General features: G+C 73.4%; 15 protein-coding genes, 1 tRNA gene and 1 pseudogene. 7 read left to right on the top strand and 10 right to left on the bottom strand.

The window, feature by feature from the left end; genetic code table 11:
* Positions 1 to 86: 86 nt before the first annotated feature.
* Positions 87 to 1,157, top strand: a complete 1,071-nt coding sequence (locus tag J2W21_RS10930) for a glycosyltransferase (RefSeq protein WP_307114547.1) — start codon at positions 87 to 89, stop codon at positions 1,155 to 1,157.
* Positions 1,158 to 1,195: 38 nt separating this feature from the next.
* Positions 1,196 to 2,230, top strand: a complete 1,035-nt coding sequence (locus J2W21_RS10925; protein WP_307114546.1) for an NAD-dependent epimerase/dehydratase family protein — start codon at positions 1,196 to 1,198, stop codon at positions 2,228 to 2,230.
* 64 nt (positions 2,231 to 2,294) lie between these two features.
* Here J2W21_RS10925 and J2W21_RS10920 read toward each other — a convergent pair.
* Positions 2,295 to 2,376, bottom strand: a tRNA-Tyr gene (locus tag J2W21_RS10920).
* A 104-nt stretch (positions 2,377 to 2,480) separates the two neighbouring features.
* Positions 2,481 to 2,816: a hypothetical protein gene (locus J2W21_RS10915; RefSeq protein ID WP_307114545.1), complete on the bottom strand. Its 336-nt coding sequence runs from the start codon at positions 2,814 to 2,816 to the stop codon at positions 2,481 to 2,483.
* Between the two features lie 185 nt (positions 2,817 to 3,001).
* On the opposite strand from J2W21_RS10915, the gene J2W21_RS10910 reads away from it, so the two are divergent.
* Positions 3,002 to 3,487 (top strand): YajQ family cyclic di-GMP-binding protein, encoded by a 486-nt coding sequence (locus tag J2W21_RS10910; RefSeq protein ID WP_307004670.1) that lies wholly within the window; start codon positions 3,002 to 3,004, stop codon positions 3,485 to 3,487.
* A 70-nt stretch (positions 3,488 to 3,557) separates the two neighbouring features.
* Here J2W21_RS10910 and J2W21_RS10905 read toward each other — a convergent pair whose 3' ends face one another.
* The 3 genes from J2W21_RS10905 to J2W21_RS10895 form a co-directional block, all read right to left on the bottom strand.
* Positions 3,558 to 4,163 (bottom strand): nucleotidyltransferase family protein, encoded by a 606-nt coding sequence (locus J2W21_RS10905; protein WP_307114544.1) that lies wholly within the window; start codon positions 4,161 to 4,163, stop codon positions 3,558 to 3,560.
* A complete protein-coding gene (locus J2W21_RS10900) occupies positions 4,160 to 5,767 on the bottom strand; it encodes a nucleobase:cation symporter-2 family protein (protein ID WP_307114543.1) in 1,608 nt (535 codons plus the stop codon). Before J2W21_RS10900 ends, J2W21_RS10905 begins: the two co-directional genes overlap by 4 nt.
* 127 nt (positions 5,768 to 5,894) lie before the next feature.
* Positions 5,895 to 6,392 (bottom strand): nucleoside deaminase, encoded by a 498-nt coding sequence (locus J2W21_RS10895; RefSeq protein WP_307114701.1) that lies wholly within the window; start codon positions 6,390 to 6,392, stop codon positions 5,895 to 5,897.
* A gap of 445 nt (positions 6,393 to 6,837) precedes the next feature.
* On the opposite strand from J2W21_RS10895, the gene J2W21_RS10890 reads away from it, so the two are divergent.
* From J2W21_RS10890 to J2W21_RS10875, 4 genes and pseudogenes are all read left to right on the top strand, one after another.
* A complete protein-coding gene (locus tag J2W21_RS10890; RefSeq protein WP_307114542.1) occupies positions 6,838 to 8,013 on the top strand; it encodes an XdhC family protein in 1,176 nt (391 codons plus the stop codon).
* Positions 8,004 to 8,573, top strand: a pseudogene (locus tag J2W21_RS10885) (FAD binding domain-containing protein); the annotation flags it as partial. The gene J2W21_RS10890 and the pseudogene J2W21_RS10885, both read left to right, overlap by 10 nt.
* Positions 8,574 to 8,939: 366 nt before the next feature.
* Positions 8,940 to 11,789 carry a molybdopterin-dependent oxidoreductase gene (locus J2W21_RS10880; protein WP_307114700.1) on the top strand — a complete coding sequence of 950 codons (2,850 nt, stop codon included), beginning with the start codon at positions 8,940 to 8,942 and terminating at the stop codon, positions 11,787 to 11,789.
* The gene (locus J2W21_RS10875; protein ID WP_307114541.1) at positions 11,786 to 12,304 is read left to right on the top strand and encodes an iron-sulfur cluster assembly scaffold protein; all 519 of its coding nucleotides are present in this window, start codon (positions 11,786 to 11,788) and stop codon (positions 12,302 to 12,304) included. Before J2W21_RS10880 ends, J2W21_RS10875 begins: the two co-directional genes overlap by 4 nt.
* On the opposite strand, the gene J2W21_RS10870 is transcribed toward J2W21_RS10875, so the two are convergent.
* The 5 genes from J2W21_RS10870 to J2W21_RS10850 form a co-directional block, all read right to left on the bottom strand.
* Positions 12,301 to 13,572, bottom strand: a complete 1,272-nt coding sequence (locus J2W21_RS10870) for an MFS transporter (protein WP_307114540.1) — start codon at positions 13,570 to 13,572, stop codon at positions 12,301 to 12,303. The two genes, J2W21_RS10875 and J2W21_RS10870, sit on opposite strands and share 4 nt — an antisense overlap.
* Positions 13,573 to 13,671: 99 nt before the next feature.
* Positions 13,672 to 14,667: a ketopantoate reductase family protein gene (locus J2W21_RS10865; RefSeq protein ID WP_307114539.1), complete on the bottom strand. Its 996-nt coding sequence runs from the start codon at positions 14,665 to 14,667 to the stop codon at positions 13,672 to 13,674.
* 19 nt (positions 14,668 to 14,686) lie between these two features.
* On the bottom strand, positions 14,687 to 15,568 hold the full coding sequence (gene htpX, locus J2W21_RS10860; protein WP_307114538.1) for a zinc metalloprotease HtpX: 882 nt from the start codon (positions 15,566 to 15,568) through the stop codon (positions 14,687 to 14,689).
* A gap of 12 nt (positions 15,569 to 15,580) precedes the next feature.
* A complete protein-coding gene (locus J2W21_RS10855; protein ID WP_307114537.1) occupies positions 15,581 to 16,402 on the bottom strand; it encodes an esterase/lipase family protein in 822 nt (273 codons plus the stop codon).
* On the bottom strand, positions 16,399 to 17,145 hold the full coding sequence (locus tag J2W21_RS10850; protein WP_307114536.1) for an alpha/beta fold hydrolase: 747 nt from the start codon (positions 17,143 to 17,145) through the stop codon (positions 16,399 to 16,401). The genes J2W21_RS10855 and J2W21_RS10850 overlap by 4 nt, the downstream gene beginning before the upstream one ends.
* Positions 17,146 to 17,227: the final 82 nt, after the last annotated feature.

Genomic DNA, 17,227 nt, shown 5'->3' with positions numbered 1-17,227 from the left:
CCGGCCGGACGGGCGGCTCGACCCGGGGCGGCCGCGCCCGTAGCATGGCGCGCGGAAGGGCCGGCACCGGCCCTCGGAGGGAAACAGTGGCCAGATTCCTGTTCGTGACGTGGGACGGCGGCGGCAACAAGGTCCCGGCCGTGGCCCTCGCCGAGGAGCTCGCGCTGCGGGGCCACGCGGTCAGCGTGCTCGGCGACGCCGCGCAGGCGCCGGACTTCGCAGCCGCCGGCCTGCGCTTCGCCTCCTTCTCCACAACCCGGACCTTCCCCTCCGGGTCCACTCCCCTGGACATGGTGAGGATTGCCTCCGACCCCGCGATGCAGCGCGACGTGCTCGCGGACCTCGCCGCCCATCCGGCCGACGTCGTGGTGGTGGATGTGGCCCTGTTCGGGGTCATGGACGCGCTGCGGCGGGCGGGCCGCGAGTACGTGGTCCTCGAGCACACGCTGGACGGGGTGCTGCGCCGGGTGCTCCCCTCCCTCGACGTCGTACTGCGGGCGCGCGGCCTACGCGTCCTGCGCCTGCTGAATGCCGGCAGGCCGGTCCTGGCACCGACGATCCCGGAGCTGGACCGCGGCCACGGAGACGTGGTGCACCTCGGGCCCATGGTCCGCGCCATCCCGGCCCGGCCAGCCGCGCCGACCGTGGTCCTCTCCCTGAGCACCGCCCCCTACCCGACCCTCGTGCCCACGTGGCAGTGGGTGCTCGATGCCGTGGAGGGCCTCCCTGCCCGGGTCGTGGCGACCCTGGGCTCCGGGCTCGCCGCCGGGGCGCTGCGAGTGCCGGACGGCATCGAGGTGCACGGCTGGCGCCCGCACACCGAGCTCCTGCCGGAGGCCTCGCTCGTGGTCAGCCACGGCGGCCACGGCACGGCGGTGGCCGCCCTGGCCCACGGCGTCCCGCTGCTCGTGCTGCCGCTCGACCGGGCCACCGACCAGCCGTGGGTCGGCGCGGCGGTCCAGCGGGCCGGCGTCGGGCGCCGCCTGTCACGGTCGGCCCGGCCGGCGCGGATCCGGGCAGCCGTGGAGGAGCTCCTCGCGGACGGCCCCCACCGCGAGGCGGCCGCCCGGATGGGCGAGCGCGCCCGCGCCCTCGACGGCCGCGCGCGGGGCGCGGACGTGCTGGAGATGGTTGCCCGCCGCGCCGAGGGGGAATGAGCAGCAGGACAGCGACAACCATGACGCTAGGAGCCACCATGCGCATCGCCATCGTCGGAGCCACCGGGAACGTCGGGACCGCGCTGCTGAGGACACTGGACGCGACGGGCGGGCACGAGCTCGTCGGCGTCGCCCGCCGCGCTCCCGATCCCGCGGCCGAGCCCTACCGGAGCGCCTCGTGGCACCAGGTCGACATCGGCTCCCCCGACGCCGTCCCGGCGCTGCGGACCGCCTTCGGGGGCTGCGACGCCGTGGTGCACCTCGCGTGGATCATCCAGCCCAACCACCACCAGGACGATCTGCACCGGGTCAACGTGGAGGGGAGCTGGCAGGTCTTCGAGGCGGCCGCCGAGGCCGGGGTGAAGCAGCTCGTCTACGCGTCCTCGGTGGGGGCGTACAGCCCGGGGCCCAAGGACGAGCGCGTCGACGAGTCCTGGCCCACCGGCGGCCTCCACACCTCGCACTACAGCCGGCAGAAGGCGGCGGTGGAGCGGCTGCTCGACCGCTTCGAGGCGGACCATCCGGACGTCACTGTGGCACGGCTGCGCCCGGGCCTGATCTTCCAGTCGGGGCAGGCCTCCGAGGTGGGGCGCTACTTCCTGGGCCGCTTCATCCCCCAGCAGGTCGCCCGCTCGCGCATCCCGGTGCTGCCCATGCCGCCCACGATGGTCTTCCAGGCGGTCCACGCCGAGGACGTCGCCGACGCCTACGCCAAGGTGTTGACCGCCCGCGCCCGGGGTGCCTTCAACGTGGCCGCCGAGCCCGTCCTGGACCCGACCACCTTCCCGCCGGTCCTAGGCGCCAAGAAGTCCGTGCCGCTCCCGGCCGCGGCGCTGCGCGCCGTCGTGTGGCTGTCATGGAAGCTGCGGATCCAGCGCACCGACCCGGGCTGGATCGACATGGCCGTGCAGGTGCCGATCATGGACACCGCCCGCATCCGCTCCGCGGTCGGCTGGGAGCCCCGGCGCTCATCGCAGGAAGCGGTCACCGCCGTCCTGGGCGGCATGCAGGAGGCGTCCGGAGTGCAGGGCTCCGCAGCGCTGCGCCCCGGCGACCAGGCCGCCGAGAACTGACGACGTTTCCGGACACGAGAAGGGCCCGGCCTCATCGTTGGATGAGGCCGGGCCCTTCGTTCGGTGGCAGATGAGGGATTCGAACCCCCGTAGGCAATGCCAGCTGATTTACAGTCAGCCCCCTTTGGCCGCTCGGGTAATCTGCCGAACGCCACCCCGCGGTCTCCGGCCAAGCCGTGTTCCGCGGTGCGAGCAAGACAACCTTACAGAACATTCGCCCAAGCGTCGAATCGGCGGATGGGCCCGCGGATCAGGCGGTCCGAGCGGCGGCCGCGCCGTCGCCGTCGCCCGCCTGGGACCCCTCCTCGGAGGCGATGGCGCGGGCAATCTGGGCCTCGAAGAACGCCGCCTGCTCGTCAGTGATCTGCTTCAGCGCGACGGCCCTCGCGAGGTCCGCATGCACGCCGTCGAGCCGTGCGGAGGCCGCGGGGGCCGGGGACATCGCGATGCCGGCGGCGAGGGTCGCGGCGGCGACCACTCCCCCTGCTGCTGCGGCCGCCCGGCCGGCGATCGACTTCTTCGGTGCTGCATCATACGGCGCCTTCGCCGGAACCCCGTCCTCGGAGCGTGGCGCGTTCTCCGCCATGGATCCTCCCTTGCGAGCCTTCAGTGGTACCAACGCTCCCAGTTGCGCTTGCGATCCGACTGGGCTTCGGCTGTGAGTGAACTGTGGGCGTCCCGCGGTACCGCCGGGATATTACCCGGGCCCGCGGAAGCCCAAGCGGCTAGGCTGGGTCGCAGCATCCAGACCCGTCCAGACGGAGGTTACCCATGGCAGATTCGACGTTCGACGTTGTCAGCAAGGTCGACAAGCAGGAGGTCGCCAACGCCCTCAACCAGGCGCAGAAGGAGATCGCCCAGCGCTACGACTTCAAGGGCGTGGGCGCCGAGATCGACTTCAGCGGCGAGAAGATCCTCATGAAGGCCAACGCCGAGGAGCGCGTCAAGGCGGTCCTCGACGTCTTCGAGTCCAAGCTCATCAAGCGTGGGATCTCCCTGAAGTCGCTCGAGGCCGGCGACCCCTTCGCCTCGGGCAAGGAGTACCGCATCGAGGCCTCCATCAAGGAGGGCATCTCGCAGGAGCACGCGAAGAAGATCTCCAAGCTCATCCGCGACGAGGCGCCCAAGAGCGTCAAGGCCCAGATCCAGGGCGACGAGCTCCGGGTCTCCTCGAAGTCCCGCGACGACCTCCAGTCCACCATCGCCCTGCTCAAGGGCTACGAGGACGTCGACCTCCAGTTCGTGAACTTCCGCTAGGAGGCACGCGAGCACGACGCCGGCCGCTCACCCCGTGCGGGGTGGGCGGCCGGCGTCGTGCTTGCCTCCCTCAGCCGAGGCCGGGCCAGCGTGCCAGATCCGCGGGGACGTCGATGTCGTCGTCGCTGCCGAGGTCGGCGCATTCGACCGTGTCGACGGCGTCGAGGTGGGCCTGCAGGTACTCCCTCGCTCCCGTATCGCCCCGGGCCCCGCGCGCAGCGGCCGCGGCCTGGGACGGGTCGAGGACCACGGGGTGGCCCGGCCGCCCCCGGTAGGCGGCCCGGGTGATCCGCCCGGGACGGTGGACCGAGAGGAGCCGGGAGATGACCTCGGGGCCGACGCCGGGCTGGTCCACGAGCATGATCGCCACGGGCATCCCGGGCTCCAGCCGCGCGGCGTGCTCCACGCCCGCCCGCCAGGCCCGGGACATCCCTTCCTCCCATCCGGTGACGCGCAGGACCACCAGGTCCCCCTCGCGCTCCGGCTGCTGCGCCGACGCCGCGATCTCGTCCGCCTGCGGCCCGAGGACCAGGACGGGGCGCCCGCCGGCCGCGGCGGCGACCCGGACGGCCCGGGCCGCCAGGGTCTCCCCCTCGAGCCTCAGCAGGGCCTTGGGGCCGCGGCCCAGCCGCCTCCCGAGGCCTGCCGCGAGCACGACGACGCAGGGGCGGCTCACCGGGGCACTTGCCGTTCCTGAAGGATCCTGTGCACCTGACCGGTGTCGGTGATCTCGCCGGCCCCGATCATCCGGTGCACGTCCTCGAAGCAGTGCTCCGGGACCACCGCCACCTCGGTGCCGTCGCAGTCGACGATGGCCCCGTTGCGGAGCTGGTCCCCTTCACGCAGGTGGGTCAGCGCGTCCGCCCGCACGATCCGCACCGGCGCGGCCGCAAGGACCGACTGGTTCCGGGAGTTGCCCGCCCGCAGTTCGTTGAAGAGGAGGTTGAGGATGATCGCGACGATCGCGGCGGCGCTGATCCCGGAGCCCAGGATCGTCTGGGCCCAGGCGGGGAAGTCGCGGTAGAAGTTCGGCGCGGCCACCGGGATCAGGCCGAAGGCGAACGCCACCGCCACGACGACCAGGTTCATCGAGTTCCGGTAGTCCACCTTGGCCAGGGTGCGCACTCCGGAGGAGGCCACGGTGCCGAAGAGCACGATCGAGGCTCCGCCGAGGACCGGTTCGGGGATGGCCGCGACCACCTGGCCGATGGCGGGGAACATGCCCAGCATGGCCATGATGACGCCGGCCGCTGCGACCACGAAGCGGCTGCGGATGCCGGTCACGGCGACGAGGCCCACGTTGGCAGCGAAGGCCGTCTGCGTGAACGAGTTCAGCAGCGGTGCGCAGGCGGAGGAGAACATGTCCGCGCGCAGGCCGTTGGCGACGCGGCGGGCGTCGACCTTGGCTCCGACAATCTCGCCGACGGCGAGGATGTCCGCCGTCGTCTCGGTCATGGTCACGAGGACCACGATGAGCATCGAGATGATCGAGGCCACCTCGAAGGTCGGCGGACCGAAGGCCAGGGGTGTGGGGAAGGTGATCGGGGCGCCGCGGCCCACGCCCGAGAAGTCCACCATGCCCAGGGCCGCGGCCACGCCGGTGCCGAGGATGAAGGACAGCAGGATCGACAGGCGCGAGATCATCCCGACGCCCACCTTGGACAGCAGGAGCACGATGAGCAGCGTCGCGCCGGCGAGGCCGAGGCTGCGCAGGTCGGCGGCCCCGCCCGCGCCATGCCCGGCGGCCCAGGAGATCGCCACCGGGAGCAGGGAGATCCCGATGACCGTGATGACGGTGCCGGTGACGACCGGCGGGAAGAAGCGGATGATGCGCGAGAACGCGCCGGCCGTCAGGAAGCCCACCGCCGAGGAGACGATGACGGCCCCAAAGATGGCGGTGAGGTCGTGCCCGCCGGCCAGGATCGCCAGCATGGGGGCGACCCCGGCGAAGGAGACACCCTGGACGAGCGGCAGGCGCGAGCCGATGAACGGGGCGCCCACGCTCTGCACGATGGTCGCGATGCCGCCCATGAGCAGGCAGGAGCTGATGAGCAGGGCGACCTTCTCGCCGGAGAGTCCGGCGGCCTGGCCGATGATGAGCGGGACGGCGACGATGGCGCCGTACATGGTGAGGACGTGCTGGAAGCCGTAGGCGCCGGTACGCCCCAGCGGGAGCTTCTCGTCCTCGGGGCCCGGAGCGTGGCCCGTGCGTGCTGCACGTCCCCAGCGGCTCGCCCGGGCCGGGGTCTGGTTGCCAGCGTCTGTTGTGGTCGGTGACATGGAAGGAGCCTCCTTCAGTGCGCAGGCGGTGCCTGGCGCGCAAGGTGTGGCGATCCTCTGTTGTTCCCGCCGGCCCCGAGAGGCGTCCGCCGGGAAGTGTCCAGATCTTGGTGGGGGTTGGGGGGAATCAGTATTCGGTGCGGCTGGTGTTGGCAGCCCAGGCTTCGAACGGTGCGGTCCGGCGCTCCACGGCGATGTGGCGGACCGGGAGGGCCTTGTCCCTCTCCTCGGGGCTGCGCGCGAAGAACTCGTAGAACTCCGCATCGTCGAACCCGCCGGCAGCCGCGTCGTGGCGGTCTGCGGCGAAGTACACGGCGTCGAGCCGCGCCCACAGCGACGCGGACAGGCACAGCGGGCAGGGCTCACAGCTGGTGTAGAGCACCGAGCCGGTGAGGTCAAAGGTGCCCAGCGCGGTGCACGCGGTACGGATCGCCATGACCTCGGCGTGCGCCGTGGGGTCGTTGTCCGCGGTCACCCGGTTGACGGCGAAGAATTCCCGCCCGTCCGGCGTGACGACGACGGCGCCGAACGGCCCTCCGTCGGCGGCCGCGTTCCGGGCCGCGAGGTCGATGGCGCGTTCGAGGAAGTCCTCGGTGCGAATGATTCCTTGGGGAGTGGTCGACATGATGCTCACGTCCTGTGCGTCATGGGAGGACCCAAGGGAACGGTTCATGTCCGTCGGCGGGTCCACCCGGCTGTCAGATCATGCCCGGTAGATAGCCCCTGCAACCGGGGCCCGCCATTGGCTGAGACAACCGTAGGGCAGCCGCCCGTGAGGCGCAACACATCCGCGGAAAAACTTTTCCATTTTTCGGCATGCGCACCCGGAAGCCATTGCAGTCGGCGAGGCGTTTCCGCTACGGTGTGACCCAGCCCATGGCGGGTCCTGACTGGACTATCTACCGGGCGAGCAACCACGCCATCGCGCTGGCCTGCCGCCAGAGAGCCCCCGGTGCCTCCTCAGGATGTTCCGGCGCTCCGCCCCCGCGGCGGCCCACGCGAGCCACCGAGGAGTTGACCGCCGTGACCTTCCCTTCAGCATGCCCCTGCCCCGCCCGGAGGCGGTGACTATGCTCGAGCGCCTCCAGGACTTCGCGCCGGCCCTCGCCGAGCACCGAGAGTGGGCCGTCGCCACCGTCGTGGCCGCCTCGGGTTCCGTCCCGCGGCCGCCCGGGACGTCCATGGCCGTGCGGCGCGACGGGCTCGCCGTGGGATCGGTGTCGGGCGGATGCGTCGAAGCCGCCGTGGTGGACGCCTGCCTGACGGTCCTCGAGACCGGGATCGCCGGCGTCATCGAGTTCGGCTACGGCGACGAGGACGGTCTGGGCATCGGCCTGACCTGCGGGGGCAGCCTCCAGGTCCTTCTCCAGCCGATGGCGGACCTCGGTCCCGTGCTGCCGGCGCTGGCCGCGGTGGCGGGAATGCCCCCCTCGCGGCCGGTCGCCCTCGTCCGCCCCCTCCCGGGGGCCGCCGCCGGCCTGCCGGCGCCGGCGCTCCTGGACCCGTCCGTCGCCCTGCCCGCCGCGCTGCGGGCGGCGCTGCCGGACCGTTCCGCCCAGGAGCTGCGGGCAGCGCTGGAGGCCGGGGGCACCAGAATCGTGCCCGTACGCGCCGACGAGGCGGACGGGTGCCCGGTCCTCGGGCGCCTGCTCGTCGAGTCGCACCGCCCCCCGCCCCGGCTGATCGTCTACGGCGCCAACGACTACGCGGCGGCACTGGCCGCGGCCGCCCGGCCCCTCGGCTGGCACGTCACGGTGTGCGATGCCCGGCCGCTGTTCTCCACGGCGGCCCGCCACCCCTGCGCGCACGAGGTCGTGACCGAGACGCCGGCTGTCCACCTTCAGGCCGAGCGGGCGGCGGGCCGCGTCGATGCCCGCACGGCGGTCGCCGTCCTGGGCCACGATCCCCGGTTCGACCTTGCCGTCCTGGATCAGGCCCTGCGGATGGACCTGGCCTATGTGGGGGCCATGGGCTCACGCACCACCCACGAACGCCGCGCGCAGGACCTGCTCCGCGGCGGCCTGCCGGAGGCCCTGCTGCGCCGGCTCCACTCCCCCATCGGTTTGGACATCGGGGCGCTGACCCCCGGCGAGGTCGCCGTGGCGATCCTCGCGGAAGTGATCGCGGCCAAGCGCGAGAGGGCCGCTGCCGTGCTCCCCCTGAGCGGCACCGCCGGACCCGTCCACGCGGCGCGCGGCGCGCGCACAGGACCCGACTCGCGAAAGGTGCAGACGAGATGGACATGACCAGTGTCGATGAGGTGCTGATGAGCGCGGACCCCGACGAGTGGCAGCCCGGCGACTCGTGGCTGGCCGGCGGCACCGTGCTGCTCTCCTATGGGACAGACATCACCCGCGGCCGGCCGCGGCGCCTCCTGGACCTCACGGGCGCGGGATGGGCCGCCGTGGTCTGGCACCCCAGCGGCGGAGGCCCGGAGGGCGCGAGCGGAGGCGCGCCCGCGGTCCCCGCCCTCGAGCTGGCCGCCACCTGCCGGGTGGCCGACGTCTACGCCCTGCCCGACGCCGCAGAGCTGCCGGCGCCCCGGGACCTGCTGCCCGGACTGGACCTCTTCCGGCCCTGCTGCGACTCCTTCGTCGCCTCCTACAAGATCTGGAATGTCTCGACCGTCGGCGGCAACGTGGCGACGGCCCTCCCGGCCGGGCCCATGACGTCGCTGCTGGCCGGCCTCGATGCCGTCGCCGTCCTGCTCGGCCCCGAGGGCACGCGCCGCGAGCTGGCAGTCGCGGACCTCGTCCTCGACGAGGCGCGCACGGCGCTGCGCGACGGCGAGCTCATCCGCTGCTTCCGCATTCCCCTTGCGGCCCTGCGCCAGCCCTCCGCGTTCCGGCGGATCTCCCTGACCGAACGGGGCCGGTCTGCCGCCCTGCTCATCGGCCGCCGCACCGCGCCCGGCCGCGTCCGCATCGTCGTGACGGCCTCCACGCGGCGCCCCCACGTGATCGACCTCGGAGGGGACGGGCAGCCGGCGGCCACGGGCGCGGGCTGGCGCTCAGCCCTCGGCGCGTCGGTAGGAGACGGAGGCTGGCACGACGACGTCCACGGCGCCCCCGAATGGCGGCGCGCCATGACCCATCGCCTCGGGGAAGAGATCCTCGTCGAACTGCTGCCCGGCACGTCCGCCGCGGCAGCGCACACCACCGGCGACATCACCGTGGAAAGGACCACCGGCGATCCCGTCTCCCCGCCGCCCCGCGACGGCGAGGCCGTCGTCGACGGCCGCACCGTGCCCGTCCGCCCCGAACCGGGGCAGTGCCTGCGCACCTGGCTCCGCGACAACGGTGCCCTCGGCGTGAAGAAGGGCTGCGATGCCGGGGACTGCGGCGCCTGCACCGTCCACGTGGACGGCGCCCCCGTGCACAGCTGCATCTACCCGGCCCACCGGGCCTCCGGCCGCACGGTGACGACCATCCAGGGCCTGGGGACGCCCGAGCACCTGCACCCGACGCAGGAGGCGTTCCTGCGGGCCGGGGGGTTCCAGTGCGGCTTCTGCACCGCCGGCATGATCATGACCGCCTCCGCCTTCACCGACCGGGAGCGCTCGAACCTGCCCCGCAGCCTCAAGGGCAACCTGTGCCGGTGCACCGGCTACCGCTCGATCGAGGACGCCGTGCACGGGCGTGTGAACGTGGAGGACGGCTATGGCGGGGTCGGCGCCAGCACCGGAGCGCCCCAGGGCCCCGGCGTGGTCACGGGCACGGTGCGCTACACCATGGACGTCGGCCCCGCGGACCTGCCGGCCCCGCTGCTGCACGCGGCGATCGTGCGCTCCCCGCACGCCCACGCCCGGGTGCTGGGCATCGATTCCTCCCGTGCGCTCCGGGAGCCCGGAGTCGTGGCCGTCCTGACCCACGAGGACGCGCCCGCCGTCCGGTTCTCCTCGGCGCAGCACGAGCTGCACACCGATGATCCCGACGACACTCGCATCCTCGACGACGTGGTGCGCCACGTCGGGCAGCGCGTCGCCCTCGTCGTCGCCGAGACCCCTCGGGCGGCCGATCGGGCAGCCCGGCTCATGGAGGTCCGCTACGAGGTGCTCCCGGTGGTCCTGGATCCCGAGCAGGCGGACGCCCCGGGCGCGCCCGCCCTCCACGCCGGGCGCGACGCCGAGGACTCGCGCATCGCCGATCCAGAGCGGAACATCCTCGCCGTGGCCCACGGCGAGATCGGCAGCCTGGAGGAGGGCCTCGCGGCAGCGGCGGTGGTCCACGAGGACACCTACCGCACCCACCGCCTCTCCCACGTGGCGCTCGAGACGCACGGCTCCATCGCGTGGACCGACGAGGAGGGCCGGCTCGTGGTGCGCTCCAGCACCCAGGTCCCCTTCCTCGTCCGCCGCACGCTCTCCCGCATCCTCGGCCTGCCCCAGGACAGGGTCCGGGTGTTCTGCGAGCGGGTGGGGGGCGGCTTCGGCGGGAAGCAGGAAGTGCTCACCGAGGATCTGGCAGCCCTGGCCACACTGGCCACCGGCCGGCCGGTCAAGGTGGAGCTCTCGCGCAGCGAGGTGTTCACCGCCACCACCGTGCGCCATCCCTTCAGGATCCGCGTCCGGGCCGGCGCCGACGCCGAGGGCCGGCTCACGGCGCTGGGCGTGGACGTCCGCGTCGACACCGGGGCCTACGGCAACCACGGGCCGGGGGTGATGTTCCACGGCTGCGGGGAGTCCCTCTCGGTCTACCGCGCCCCGAACAAGAAGGTCGACGCGTGCGTGGTCTACACCAACAACGTGCCGTCGGGCGCGTTCCGCGGGTACGGGCTGAGCCAGATGATCTTCGCCGTCGAGTCCGCCATGTCCGAGCTCGCCCGCCAGCTGGGCCTGGACCCCCTCGAATTCCGCCGGCGCAACGTCGTGGGCATCGAGGACCCGATGATCTCGATGCACGAGCAGCCCGAGGAGGACGTCCACTTCGGCAGCTACGGGCTCGACCAGTGCATCGACCTGGTCCGCGATGCGCTGGCCCGCGGCCGTGGCCGCGAGGCGGCGGCGGAGGCCGCCGGGCACAGCACCCCGCTCGGACCGGAGTGGAAGGTCGGCGAGGGCACGGCGATCGCCATGATCGACACGGTGCCGCCGCGCGGCCACCACGCGCACGCCCGCGTCCGCCTGCTGCCCGGAGGACGGTACGAGGCCCGGGTGGGCACCGCCGAGTTCGGCAACGGGACCTCCACGGTGCATGCGCAGCTGGTGGCCACCGCGCTGGGGACCACCACCGAGCACGTGGTCCTGCGCCAGTCCGACTCCGACCTCGTGGAGCACGACACGGGGGCCTTCGGATCCACGGGGACAGTCGTGGCCGGCCGCGCCACCGACGCCGCCGCCCGAGAGCTGGCGGACACGATCCGTGAGGCCGCGGCAGCGCGCACCCGCAGCGACCCGGCGCAATGCGAGATCGCGGGACCCGTGGTGCACACCCCGCACGGCGACGTGGAGCTCGATGCACTGCTCGGCGACGTGGCCGAGGGCAGCGATGAGGAGCGCTACGTGGGGCGGGGCCACTGGGGCGGCACCCCGAGGTCGGTGTCCTTCAACGTCCACGGCTTCCGCGTGGCGGTCAACACGGGCACCGGCGAGCTGCGCATCCTGCAGTCGGTCCAGGCGGCCGATGCCGGGAAGGTCATGAACCCGCACCAGTGCCGCGGCCAGGTCGAGGGCGGCATCGCCCAGGCCATCGGCGCGGTGCTGCACGAGCAGGTCCGCATCGACGACGCCGGCCGGGTCACCTCCGACATCCTGCGCCAGTACCACGTGCCGACCTTCGCGGACATCCCCCGCAGCGAGGTGTACTTCGCCGACACCGAGGACTCCCTGGGACCCCGCGGGGCCAAGTCCATGAGCGAGTCGCCGTTCAACCCGGTGGCGCCGGCCATGGCGAACGCCATCGCCGACGCCATCGGCATCCGTTTCACGACCACGCCGATCGCCCGCGACACCATCCATGCGGCACTGCGCGCCCGCGAGGAGCAGCAGACGCCGCGGGTCCGTGACGCGGAGGGGCCCCGATGAACGCCCTCGACCGCGAGGAGCTCCTCGCGATCATCGGGCAGCACGGAGGGACCACCCCCGGCCTGGCGCCTCTCGGCGACGGAGACGGCCTGCGCCATGCGCGGCGTCTGGAGCGGGTCAACCCGACCTGCGGCGACAGGGTGGACCTGGCCCTGACAGTCGAGGACGGGGTGGCTGTGCTCCGCGGAGCGGCCAGCGGCTGCACCCTCTCGCGTGCGTCCGCGTCGCTCCTGGCCGCCACCGTGCGCTCGATGGCGCCGCGGGACGCTGCGGCCCTGCTCGCCGTCCTGGTCCCGGCCCGCGAGGTCGGCCGGCCGCTGGACCGGTCAGCCCTCCCTCGGCTCACGGGGGTCGGAGCGGACGGGCCAGCCCCGGGCTCCGACGAGGCCTTCGTCCAGGACTCCTGCGCCGGGCCGCTGCTCGCGCTCGCTGAGCTGGCCGTCGCTCCTCTGCGGCGCCGCTGCATCCTCCTGCCCTGGACCGCAGCCCAGACGCTCCTGGAGGCTCGCCGCTAGGGGGTGGGGTGCTCCGCGTCGTAGCGCGCAAACCCCGGCTGCGCCACGTGCAGCACCCAGACGAGGGCGATGCACACGAGGGCGCCGACCACGATCGAGGTGCCCTCGCCGAGCCACGAGGCCATCCCGCCGGAGAACACGTCCCCGAGGCGCGGGCCGCCGCCGACCACCACGGTGAACACGCCCTGCAGGCGCCCGCGCATCGAGTCCGGCGTGGCCGCCTGCAGGATGGTGGAGCGCAGGGCGGCGCTCACGGAGTCGGCCGCGCCCGCCGCGACCATGCAGAGCATCGCGGGCAGCACCCACCACGTCGGCGCGTCCGGGGAGGTGCGCCCGGCCGAGAGCACCACGATCCCCAGCGCGAGGATGCTCGCGCCCCACGCCACCACGGACCACTGGACGCCGCGGCCCTGCCAGCGCAGCCGCGCGACCGGCCCCGAGAACAGGCCGCCCAGGAACGTGCCGGCGGCGATGCCGGCCAGGAGGGCGCCCGCCGTGGCCGCGCCGCCGCCGAGGGCGAGGGCCGCGACGGCCGGGAGCACGGCGCGCGGCATCGCGAAGACCATGGCGCAGATGTCGATCAGGAACGTCATGCGGATGTTGGGCCGCGTGCCGAGGAACTGGAACCCCTCGGCGACGGAGCGGATTCCGGCCCGCCGCACCGCGCCCTCGGGCGGCAGCGGCGGCAGGCGGAACAGCGCCCACATCGCCACGGTGAAGCTGAGCACGTCGAAGGTGTAGGTCCATCCGTAGCCCACCGACGCCACGAGCGCGCCGGCGAGCAGCGGTCCGGCGGCGCCGCCGAGGCCGAAGGTGATCATGTTCAGCGCGTTGGCCGCCGCGAGCTTCTCGGGACGCAGGAGCCGCGGGATGATCGCGCTGCGGGCGGGCATGTTCAGGCCCGTGCCGAGGGCCTGGAGGCCCACGAGCAGGTAGATGAGCAGGACGTTCTCGAGGCGAAGCCACGCCTGGAGCGCGATGAGCGCGCTCGTGCCCCACAGGAGCCACGAGGAGGCGATCGCGACCGTGCGGCGGTCGTGGGCGTCCACGATCGCACCGCCGTAGAGGCCCGCGAACACGAACGGGACGAGGGCCACGAGCCCGAGCAGTCCCACATTGAAGCTCGAGCGCGTGAGGTCGTAGATCTGCAGGCTCACGGCCGTGACCGTCAGCTGGGATCCGAGGATGCTCAGCAGCTGGCCGAACCAGAGGCGCCTGAACTCCGGGCTCTCCGTGAGGGGACTCGTGTCGGCCAGATAGTTGCGCACCGCAACAGCCTAGCCTCGGCATCGGCCCCGCCCGGCACGCGGGGCGGACGACGCCGGCCGCGCGCCGCCGTCGTCCGTCCCGCCGCCCGCGGGGGCCGGCTACGGGAGCCGGATCCGGCGGATGACCTCGTGGGGGGTACGGAAGCGGTGGTCGATCTCGACCTCGTGGACGAGCGCGGTCATCGCGGCGTTCACGGGGGCGTCGGCACCGAGGGCGCGGGCCCGCGCGACGATGGCGCCGTTGAGGTGGTCGATCTCGGTGGGCAGGCCCCGCTGGACGCTCTGCAGGGTCGAGCCGAGGACCGGCTCGCGGCCGAGCCGGCGGCCCATGATGCGCAGGAGGGCGCCGGCCACCGGGGCGGGCGCGGACCGGAGGATGCCCAGGGCGAGAGGGGTCATGCCTTCGAGGGATCCGAACGTGACGCCCTCGCGCCGCCCCGTGCGGAGGGCCTCGCGCATGCTCGCGAGGATGATCCGCCGCAGCCCCGGCTCGGCGAGGGTCTCCTGGACGCTGAGGCCGGTGATGGCCGGCATGGCGTTGATCTGGTTGACCACGAGTTTGGTCCACTGGCACCCGGCGAAGTTGGCCACGGCCCGGGTCTGGATCGCCGTGGACAGCACCCGGGCGGCGGCGTCGGCCTCGGCCGAGGGCGGCGCGGACCCCGAGCCGAGGTACAGGGGCCCCGGGACGAGCACCCGGGCCTCCCCGGGCACCGGGCAGTCGGCGCTGAAGAAGGCGATGGCCCCGATGGCGGGGCCGGTGTGGACGCCTCGGGCACCGGCCGCGCCGTCGAGCCCGTTCTGGACCACGACGAGCGGGACGCCGGCGAGCGCGGCCTCGTTGGCGCGCAGGGCCGCACGCTCGTCCTGGGCCTTCACGCACAGGAGCGCGAGGTCTGGGGCGGCCGTGAGCCGCTCGCCGGCGGCGACGTGTGCGCGGTGCTCGCCCCATCGGCCGGTGAGCCGGAGCCCGCCGGCCCTGATCGCCGCGAGGCGCTCGCCCCGCGCGGTCACTTCGACGCTGTGCCCCGCGCGGTCCAGGAGGGCCGCGAGGGTGCCGCCGATCGCGCCCGCTCCGATGACCGCGATCTTCATGGAGCGTGCGGGCCCGGCGTCAGCGGCCGAGTTCGCGGCCGGCCATCCGCTCGAGGCGCACGATCCTGTCCGCCATCGGCGGGTGGGTGGCGAACAGCCGGGTGAGCCCCGCCCCGCCGCGGAAGGGGTTGGCGATCATGAGGTGCGAGGTGTTCACCAGCTTCTGGTCGTCCGCGGGCAGCGGCGCGAGGCGCACCCCGCCCTCGATCTTGCGCAGGGCTGAGGCGAGGGCGAGCGGGTCGCCGGTGAGCTGGGACCCGTCCTCGTCGGCGTCGTACTCGCGGGTGCGGGAGATCGCGAGCTGGATGAGCGAGGCGGCGAATGGGGCGAGCAGGCTGAGGATGAGGAGCGCGAAGGGGTTCGCGTTCCGGTCCCGGTCCCCGCCGCCGAAGAACATGGCGAACTGGGCCACCGAGGTGATGACGCCGGCGACAGCGGCCGCGATCGAGGAGGTGAGGATGTCCCGGTTGTAGACGTGCATGAGCTCGTGGCCGAGCACGCCCCGCAGCTCGCGGGCATCGAGCAGCCGCAGGATGCCCTCGGTGCAGCACACCGCGGCGTTGCGCGGATTGCGGCCCGTGGCGAAGGCGTTCGGGGACTCCGTCGGGGAGATGTAGATGCGCGGCATCGGCTGGTTGGCGCGCTGGGAGAGCTCGCGCACGATCTGGTACAGCCCCGGCGCCTGCTGCTCCGTCACGGGGTAGGCCTGCATGGAGCGCAGCGCGATCTTGTCGCTGTTCCAGTAGCTGTAGAACGTCATGATCAGGCCGAGGCCGGCGAAGATCAGGACGGGCGAGCCGCTGCGGGACCAGACGCCCACGAGACCGCCGATGCCCAGCAGGACCGCCCAGAGCACGCCGAAGAGCGCCGCCGTCTTGAGCCCGTTGTAGTGGTTGTGCACGGTTACCTCCGCCTACTCAACGATTCGGCCCTGCTGCTTGGTTCCGCTGGGTGGCGGGGATTTTCCGCCGGCGCCTGCCTCGTCGAGCAGCTCGTCGAGGAGCGTGAGGAAGGCCGGGTGGGACAGGATCCGGAAGTGGCCCACCACAGGCAGGCAGATGTTGCGCGCGCCCTCGAGCCAGGTCCCGCCGATCACGATCGGATCGACCTCGGCGCTGATGGACACGATGGAGGCGTTGGCGGCGCGTTCGGCCGCGAGCGCGAGCATCACGGGGTCCGTGGCGCGGAAGGCCCGCAGGGCCGGCGTGGGCGCGATGCGCGAGAAGGGATGGCCGCCGTAGGGGGTCGAGATCGAGACCATGCCGCGGGCGAGGGACGGCTCGGTGACGAGGAGCTCCTTGCCGATGAGGCCGCCCTTCGAGTGGGCCAGGATCAGCACGCCGGCGAGCCCGAGCTCGCGGAGCCTCTCGGCGACGAGGGCGGCCGAGTCGGGGACCGTGCGCAGGTTCCAGCCGAGCTCCTCGACCACCGCGACCACGTGCCCGCGCTCCTCGAGCCGGGCGCGGAGGGGATCGAGGAATGCCGCCGGCTCGTAGATGCCGGGGATGAGCACGACGGCGGGCGGGCGGCCCCCGCGGGGAGGCTCCGACGTCGTGCGCACGGTGGGGCTGCCTTCGGGCCCCGTGGCCACCCGCCGGCCGCCGCCGCGCGCCCGGAAGGCGGCAGCCTGCCGGGCCGTGGCGTAGGCGGCGTCGAGGGCGATGCCGCCGGTGACCCAGGCGGCTCGGGCGCACGCCCGCCGCGCCGCCTGCAGGGCGTCCGTCGCCCGGCTCATGCCTCGCCCCGTGCCGCTTCGGCCCTCAGGCAGTCGGCGACCGCCGCCGCGCCGCGGTACATGAGCACATGCGCGTGCGGCGGGACGACGCGCACGTGCGCCTCCGGGGCGGACCGGGCCAGGCGCTCGATCCACCGCTGGGGGCTGATCCGGTCCCGGGAGCCCCGCATCAGCAGCACGGGCGCCGCGACGAGCGCGAGCCTCTGCTCGATGCGGTGCCGCATCATCCCTCGGAGCGTGGCGAGGTACCACGCCAGGCCGCAGCGGAAGTAGTCGCGCAGGATCGTCGCGGCCACCACCGGGGGCTCGGTCGCCGTGTCCCAGGCCAGGCGCAGCCCCTGCCGGACCACGCTGTGGGCGTCCGCGTCGACGGTGGGCCCGAGGAGGGCGAGCAGCTGGCCTGTGGGCCGCTGGAGGGCCATCTCGACGGCCACCTGCGCTCCCATGGAGTGCCCGACGAGGACGGGCGCGGCCACGCCGAGCGCGTCGAGGGCCTCCCAGACGCATGCGGCGAAGTCCTCGATCGCGAGCGGGCGCCGCGGCCTCGGGGTGTGGCCGAAGCCGGGGAGTTCGACCGCGTGCACGCGGTCCCGCAGCGCGAGCTCCTCCGCGAGGGGGCGGAAGTACGCGGGCGAGACGCCGATGCCGTGCACCAGGACGTAGTCCCGCGCGCCCTCTCCGCCCGAGCGCACCCGCACCTCGTGGCCGCCGCCGGCCAGGCGGTGCTCCTCGAACTCTCCCATGTGCCTCCCCGTTCCGGACCGAGTCCAGCCTACCGACGCCGGGAGCAAGCTTAGGCTCGCCTTATTGTGAGCTTCTCAAAAT

It is taken from the genome of Sinomonas atrocyanea (assembly GCF_030811715.1).
Lineage (GTDB): Bacteria > Actinomycetota > Actinomycetes > Actinomycetales > Micrococcaceae > Sinomonas > Sinomonas atrocyanea_A.
This window is presented reverse-complemented; position numbering and strand designations above follow the sequence as displayed.

Excerpts from the sequence above, each read along its gene's own strand:
- J2W21_RS10925 (WP_307114546.1), top strand. The coding sequence starts at position 1,196 with ATGCGCATCGCCATCGTCGGAGCCACCGGGAACGTCGGGACCGCGCTG.
- J2W21_RS10915 (WP_307114545.1), bottom strand. The coding sequence starts at position 2,816 with ATGGCGGAGAACGCGCCACGCTCCGAGGACGGGGTTCCGGCGAAGGCG.
- J2W21_RS10910 (WP_307004670.1), top strand. The coding sequence starts at position 3,002 with ATGGCAGATTCGACGTTCGACGTTGTCAGCAAGGTCGACAAGCAGGAG.
- J2W21_RS10900 (WP_307114543.1), bottom strand. The coding sequence starts at position 5,767 with ATGTCACCGACCACAACAGACGCTGGCAACCAGACCCCGGCCCGGGCG.
- J2W21_RS10895 (WP_307114701.1), bottom strand. The coding sequence starts at position 6,392 with ATGTCGACCACTCCCCAAGGAATCATTCGCACCGAGGACTTCCTCGAA.
- J2W21_RS10890 (WP_307114542.1), top strand. The coding sequence starts at position 6,838 with ATGCTCGAGCGCCTCCAGGACTTCGCGCCGGCCCTCGCCGAGCACCGA.
- J2W21_RS10875 (WP_307114541.1), top strand. The coding sequence starts at position 11,786 with ATGAACGCCCTCGACCGCGAGGAGCTCCTCGCGATCATCGGGCAGCAC.
- J2W21_RS10865 (WP_307114539.1), bottom strand. The coding sequence starts at position 14,667 with ATGAAGATCGCGGTCATCGGAGCGGGCGCGATCGGCGGCACCCTCGCG.
- J2W21_RS10855 (WP_307114537.1), bottom strand. The coding sequence starts at position 16,402 with ATGAGCCGGGCGACGGACGCCCTGCAGGCGGCGCGGCGGGCGTGCGCC.
- J2W21_RS10850 (WP_307114536.1), bottom strand. The coding sequence starts at position 17,145 with ATGGGAGAGTTCGAGGAGCACCGCCTGGCCGGCGGCGGCCACGAGGTG.